The sequence below is a fragment of the Mesorhizobium sp. M7A.F.Ca.AU.001.01.1.1 genome, from assembly GCF_004022735.1.
Classification (GTDB): domain Bacteria; phylum Pseudomonadota; class Alphaproteobacteria; order Rhizobiales; family Rhizobiaceae; genus Mesorhizobium; species Mesorhizobium ciceri.
In genome coordinates this window covers 1-5,378 of record NZ_RZPF01000463.1, presented here as the reverse complement: position 1 = coordinate 5,378, position 5,378 = coordinate 1, and the positions used below count along the sequence as shown (strand labels likewise).

The window sequence follows — 5,378 nt, the reverse complement described above, 5'->3', positions numbered from 1 at the left end:
GCATCGTTTGCCGCACGTCCATTCTTCGCCGTTGCGCCTTTGCGTTTTGCCGCCGCAGTGTTTTGTTGCGCCATCTTCGTCCAGCTCCTTTCGGACTTCTGCCGGCGATCGCCGGCGCCGCCACGGATCCGTCTATTCGAGGTGTCCGGCGTCGGCTCACCACAACCGAAACCGCAGATCAACCACGATCGCGGCAAGGGCCGCATCGCCCTGTTATAGCGACGGGCGCGTTTCGGCGTTTGTGTACCACTGCCCCTTGGCCATCTCATAGGCCATGGCCGCCCGGAAGACATCGGCATCGCAATAGGTGCGGCCGACGATCTGGATGCCTGTCGGCACGCCGCTTGCCGCCCGGCCCGACGGCACGGATAGAACCGGACAGCGGCTCATCATGTTGAACGGCGTCGTCATCACCCAGCCAAGCGACGGGTTCACCTGCTTGCCGTTGATCTCGACCGTGCCCGTTGTCTGATCGAACTCCGCCGGCACGGCGGGAAGCGCGTTGGTCGGGCAGATCAGCACATCGTAGGTCTCCAGCAGCGGCCCCAGCGTCTGGTACATCCTGGCCGCCACTTCCAGTGTTCCGACAAAGTCCGTCGCCTTCGACCTTTGCCCGTCCTCGGCGAACTGCCTGGCATAGCTCGTCATGTCCTTGCCGTGCTCCTTGAGCAGTTGCGACAGTGAGGCGCCGAACAGATGTTCGAGATAGGCCATGCCCGCCTTGAGCACGTCGTCGCCCCAGCCCAGATCGACTTCCTCGACCGTGGCGCCAAGCGAGCGAAACACATCGCAGGCGGCAAGCGTGTTCTTGCGCACGTCCGGATCGACCTCGAAAGAACCGAGGTCCATCGAGAAAGCAATCTTCCAGCCCTTGATCGGCTTGTAGTCGCTGGGCAGGCGCAGTTTGGGGCGGAGCGTGGCGATGTCGAGCGGGCTCGGTCCGGCCATCACGTTCTGCAGCAGGATCGCATCCCCGACGTTTCGCGCCAAAGGTCCGGTGTGGCAGTAGAAATCGAGGTTGAACGGCGGCTCGTCCGGATTGCGCCCGTAAGGCGGCTTGAAGCCGACAAGACCGCAGGCCGACGCGGGAATTCGGATCGACCCGGCAATGTCCGAGCCGGTGGCGATCGACGACGTGCCGGACGCCAGCGTCGCCGCGGCACCGCCGGACGAACCGCCGGGCGTGAAATCCGGGTTCCACGGATTGCGCGTCACGCCCCAGCGTTTCGACCAGGTGTAGCCGGCGCAGCTGCATTCAGGCGTCGCCGTGCGGGCATGGACAATGCCTCCGGCCTTGATGATGCGCTCGTTCATCGTCGACGTATGGCCACCGATGGCATCCCGGGACAGCAGCGAGCCGTGCGAGGTCGGCTTGTCCTTGATGTAGCTCTCGTCCTTGATGCCGATCGGCAGCCCCTCGAGCGCCCGGTACGGGCCCCCCTGGCGTATTTTCCCTCGGCTTTCCTGGCCAGATCCATCGCCTCGTCGAAATGCGTGAAGGTGAGGCAGTTGATCGTCGGCTTGGTGGCTTCGGCGCGGCGGATGGTGGCCTGCATCAGTTCGACGGGCGAAAGCTTCTTTGCCTTGAACAGCCGCAGCGCCTCGCTGGCCGGCATGTAGCAAAGGTCGAGATCGGTCATGGGAAGTCTCCTGCGATCTGCGCATCGCGTTGCATGGACGGAGATGACCGCGCCGCGTGCTGCGGCGCGGGAAAGCCTGGTCAGGTCATTTCTGCAGATCGGTCCAGATCTTCGTGTAGAGCGCCTGCACGTCGGGCGGGCATGCCTGCATGAACTGGCCCTTGGCGGCGAAATCGGCGGGAATGTTGACTTCCGGCGCGGTCTTCATGTCGTCGGGCATGAAGGCTTCCGAGCCCTTGATGCCGTTCGAATAACGCGCAAAGGCTGAGATCAGCGCCGCATTCTGCGGATCCATGATGAAATTCTGGAACAGCTTGGCGTTGTCGACGTTTTTGGCGTCCTTGAGGACAGCGACATTGTCCATCCAGATCGGATAGCCTTCCTTGGGATAGCCATAGACGATCTTGTCGTTCTCAAGCCGCTCGCGCAGCGATATGCCGTTCCAGTTGACGCCCGCGGCGATGTCGCCCCTGCCCAGGCCGTCGACGGCCGCATAGTCGAGCGAAAGCCATTTCGCCTTGGCCTCCACCAGCTTGTCATGCACCTTCTTCAGCATCTGCATGTCGCTGCTGCAATATTTGCCACCCTCGTAAGCGATGGCGAGGAACATGATGTCACCCATTTCGGGTACGACATTGATCTTGCCGACGAGTTCGGGGGGTGGGTCGAGGAAGATCGCCGATGTGTTGGGGTCGCCGGCATAAACCGACTTGTTCACCGAAATGCCGGTCGTTCCCCACTGCCATGGAACGGTATATTTGCGGCCTGGATCGAATGGAACATCGACCCACCTGGGATCGACGTTCTTGAAGTTCTCCATCTTGTTGGGATCGGTCTCCAAGAGCAGACCTTCGCTGATCCAGACCGGCACGACGCTCGCCGAGGGCACGACGATGTCATAGCCGGAGGCGCCCTGCCGGACCTTGGCCAGGGCGGTATCGTTGGAATCATAGTCGGTGACGGTGACCTTGACCTTGTAGGTCTCCTCGAACTTCTTGATCAGCTCGGGACTGGTGTAGTTGCCCCAATTGTAGATGTTGAGTTCGCCGTCGGCATGGGCAACGCCCGTGACAGTCAGCAGCGACAGGCCGATGGCCGTCGCGGTCAGTTTCCAGTTCATGCTGTATGCTCCCATTGTTGGGACCGGCGGCGTTACGGCCTCAGGTCCGTTTCCTGCTGACGAAAAGATGGCCGCGACAATGCCGATCGACGGCACGAGAACGGCCGTCGGCATCGCATTTGCGGCATGCGGCGCACCGGCAACGGCAAGCCGCATCGCAGTCGAGATATTCCCCTCTTCACGGTGGCCATTCACCGGCTGGCGCCGGCTGTCCAACTCAATTCGCGACCTCAGGAGTAACTATGACTAAACATGCAGTCAATATCTTTATGCGGATACGGCCATGGCTCGCCGATCGATGCGCCCGATGCGGTGGTGACCAAGTGGGCAGCCAGGAAAGAGCTTTGGCCGCGACGTCGGGCGCGTCAGGCCGTTGGGGCCGCAACGGTTCCGGCCGCAATTCGCTGACGGAACCAATCGAAGGTGCGCCCGATGCCTTCCTGATAGCCCGTCCTGGCTTCCCAGCCAGGAAGGACATGCCTCGCCGACGTCAGGTCCGGACGCCGATTTGTCGGATCCTGGGGAGCCGGAGGGTGGTGCTCGATGCGGCTGCCGGGGACAAGCGACCTGACGAATTCCGCGATGCGCAGGACGGAAACCTCGTGATCGTTGCCGATGTTCAGAGGGCCGCGATGCGAGATGCCGTCGCGCCAGAAGTAACGTTCCAGCCCCTCGACGATGTCGTCGACATAACCCCAACTGCGCGATTGGGACCCGTCGCCATAGACCGTCAGCACCCCGGTTGTCAGAGCCTGGATGGCAAAGTTCGAAACGGCGCGTCCGTCGTCGATGCGGGTTCGCGGGCCATATGTGTTGAAAATCCTGACGACGCGAATGTCGAGCCCGACAACCCGCTGCTGTTCGAACAGCAATGCCTCGGTGCAGCGTTTGCTTTCATCATAAGAGGCCCTGGGACCGGTGCAGTCCACCGATCCCCTGTAACTCTCGGGTTGGGGTGAAACCAGGGGGTCGCCATAGACTTCCGAGGTCGAGGCGAAGCAGAAACGGCCGCCGGGCTTGAGCAGCGTCAGAAGATTGAGCGCGCCGCCGATGTTGGCCTTGATCGTGCGTACCGGCTCGCGCATGTACCAAAGCGGCGAAGCCGGCGACGCGAGATGGATGATCTCATCGAAGCGTTGAAGGGATGAAAAGCTTTCGGCATCGGCAATCTGCAGATCGAAACGCGGATCGGCGATATGTGCGACGTTGTCTCGCGTCCCGGTCCAAAGATTGTCGACGACGATCAGCTTTTCCAGATCGCTTCGCCGCAACAGACGGTCGACCAGATGTGAGCCGAGGAAGCCGCAGCCACCAGAAATCAACACGCTGCGCGACATGGAACCCCCTGCTCCAGACACCCGGCCAGTCAACGAGCCGCAGGGCTTGTTTCCCAACAACGGCGGATACGAGGCTACCCAAAAACCTTTCCGCCAATCGGTGCACCCATCTACACCGCCAAGCGCCGCGAGTGCAAACAGCAAGCTTTCACGAGTGGAACGTGCGGCAGCCGACCGGCCTCTGCTTTTAAGGAGAGAAACTGCCGCGCGATGTCGCGCACCGAAGCGGCCGCCAATGCCGCCGGTCGTCCGAAAGGATGATCAGGTTACAGCGCTACAGCGCCCTTTGCGGGCATGGCGCTCCGGCTGCGTCACCACAGCGCGACGCCGTGGGCTGCGGTCGGAAGCTCGTCTCTTCGGACTGGCGCACCAGTTCGGCAAAGAGCAGCGCGAAGCTTCCCAGCATCAGAAAGACAATGATCAGGCGTGTTACCGGCAATATGTCGGCCTCGACTGGCTAGCCCCCACGCCACCCATCCACTGCCGGCTAACATGACCGATCCGGCTTTACGAGACTTTAAGGCCGGTCTTAACCATCACATTCGCGTAGCCTTTGTCATGATACGCGAACGCATGTCCGCATCCGCCGTCCCGCGGTCGCCTCGCCATCCCGGAATGGCATTGCCATCCGGGATGGCGGCTCCGTTTGCAGACCTACCCCGCCCATGCTACCCCGAAATTGGCGCGGCCCTGCCGCTGCCACCGGTCGTCATCGGGGAGCCATGAGCAAAGCCGCCAGCCACATCGCCTTCGTCTCGTCCGACACCGCTGACGCCAAGACGGCGCTGGAAAGCCTGTCGGCGCGCTATGGCCAGTCTTCCGTCGAGGAGGCCGAGATCGTCGTTGCCCTTGGGGGTGACGGCTTCCTGCTGCAGACCCTGCGCGACACGATGGGGACCGGCAAGAAGGTCTACGGCATGAACCGTGGCACCATCGGCTTCCTGATGAACGAGTATCGTTCCGGTGGCCTGACCGAGCGTCTCGAAGCCGCCGTCGCCGAAACCATCCGCCCGCTGGAGATGCTGGCCGTGACCTCGGAAGGCGAAACGATTTCGGCACTGGCTATCAACGAGGTGGCGCTGTGGCGTCAATCGTACCAGACGGCCAAGATCCGCATCACCGTCGACGAACAGGTCCGGCTTGAGGAACTGAACTGCGACGGCGTCATGATCGCAACCCCGGCCGGGTCCACCGCCTACAATCTTTCGGCGCACGGGCCGATCCTGCCGCTCGACGCGCCGCTGCTGGCGCTGACCGGGGTCAGCGCCAGCAGCGGCGCGT

The 5,378-nt window shown here is 62.3% G+C and carries 7 protein-coding genes; 3 read left to right on the top strand and 4 right to left on the bottom strand.

Translation table 11 applies throughout. The features are described 5' to 3' along the window. Nucleotides 1-219: hypothetical protein (locus tag EN884_RS39060; RefSeq protein WP_206617631.1), on the top strand; the 219-nt coding region annotated here is incomplete at its 5' end. On the opposite strand, the gene EN884_RS24330 is transcribed toward EN884_RS39060, so the two are convergent. From EN884_RS24330 to EN884_RS24325, 3 genes are all read right to left on the bottom strand, one after another. Continuing rightward, nucleotides 214-1,401: an amidase gene (locus EN884_RS24330; protein WP_245491979.1), complete on the bottom strand. Its 1,188-nt coding sequence runs from the start codon at nt 1,399-1,401 to the stop codon at nt 214-216. The genes EN884_RS39060 and EN884_RS24330 overlap by 6 nt on opposite strands. Beyond that, nucleotides 1,311-1,640: an amidase gene (locus EN884_RS39735; protein WP_245491980.1), complete on the bottom strand. Its 330-nt coding sequence runs from the start codon at nt 1,638-1,640 to the stop codon at nt 1,311-1,313. The genes EN884_RS24330 and EN884_RS39735 overlap by 91 nt, the downstream gene beginning before the upstream one ends. An 85-nt stretch (nt 1,641-1,725) precedes the next feature. Continuing rightward, entirely contained in the window at nt 1,726-2,760 is a 1,035-nt protein-coding gene (locus EN884_RS24325) for an extracellular solute-binding protein (protein ID WP_024503894.1), read from the bottom strand. Here EN884_RS24325 and EN884_RS24320 point away from each other — a divergent pair. Beyond that, a complete protein-coding gene (locus tag EN884_RS24320; protein ID WP_127224493.1) occupies nt 2,732-3,010 on the top strand; it encodes a hypothetical protein in 279 nt (92 codons plus the stop codon). The genes EN884_RS24325 and EN884_RS24320 overlap by 29 nt on opposite strands. A gap of 115 nt (nt 3,011-3,125) precedes the next feature. On the opposite strand, the gene EN884_RS24315 is transcribed toward EN884_RS24320, so the two are convergent. Next, a complete protein-coding gene (locus tag EN884_RS24315) occupies nt 3,126-4,097 on the bottom strand; it encodes an NAD-dependent epimerase/dehydratase family protein (protein WP_063168088.1) in 972 nt (323 codons plus the stop codon). Between the two features lie 722 nt (nt 4,098-4,819). Here EN884_RS24315 and EN884_RS24310 point away from each other — a divergent pair. After that, nucleotides 4,820-5,378, top strand: a 559-nt coding sequence (locus EN884_RS24310) for an NAD kinase (RefSeq protein WP_128360775.1), incomplete at its 3' end; no start/stop codon positions are given.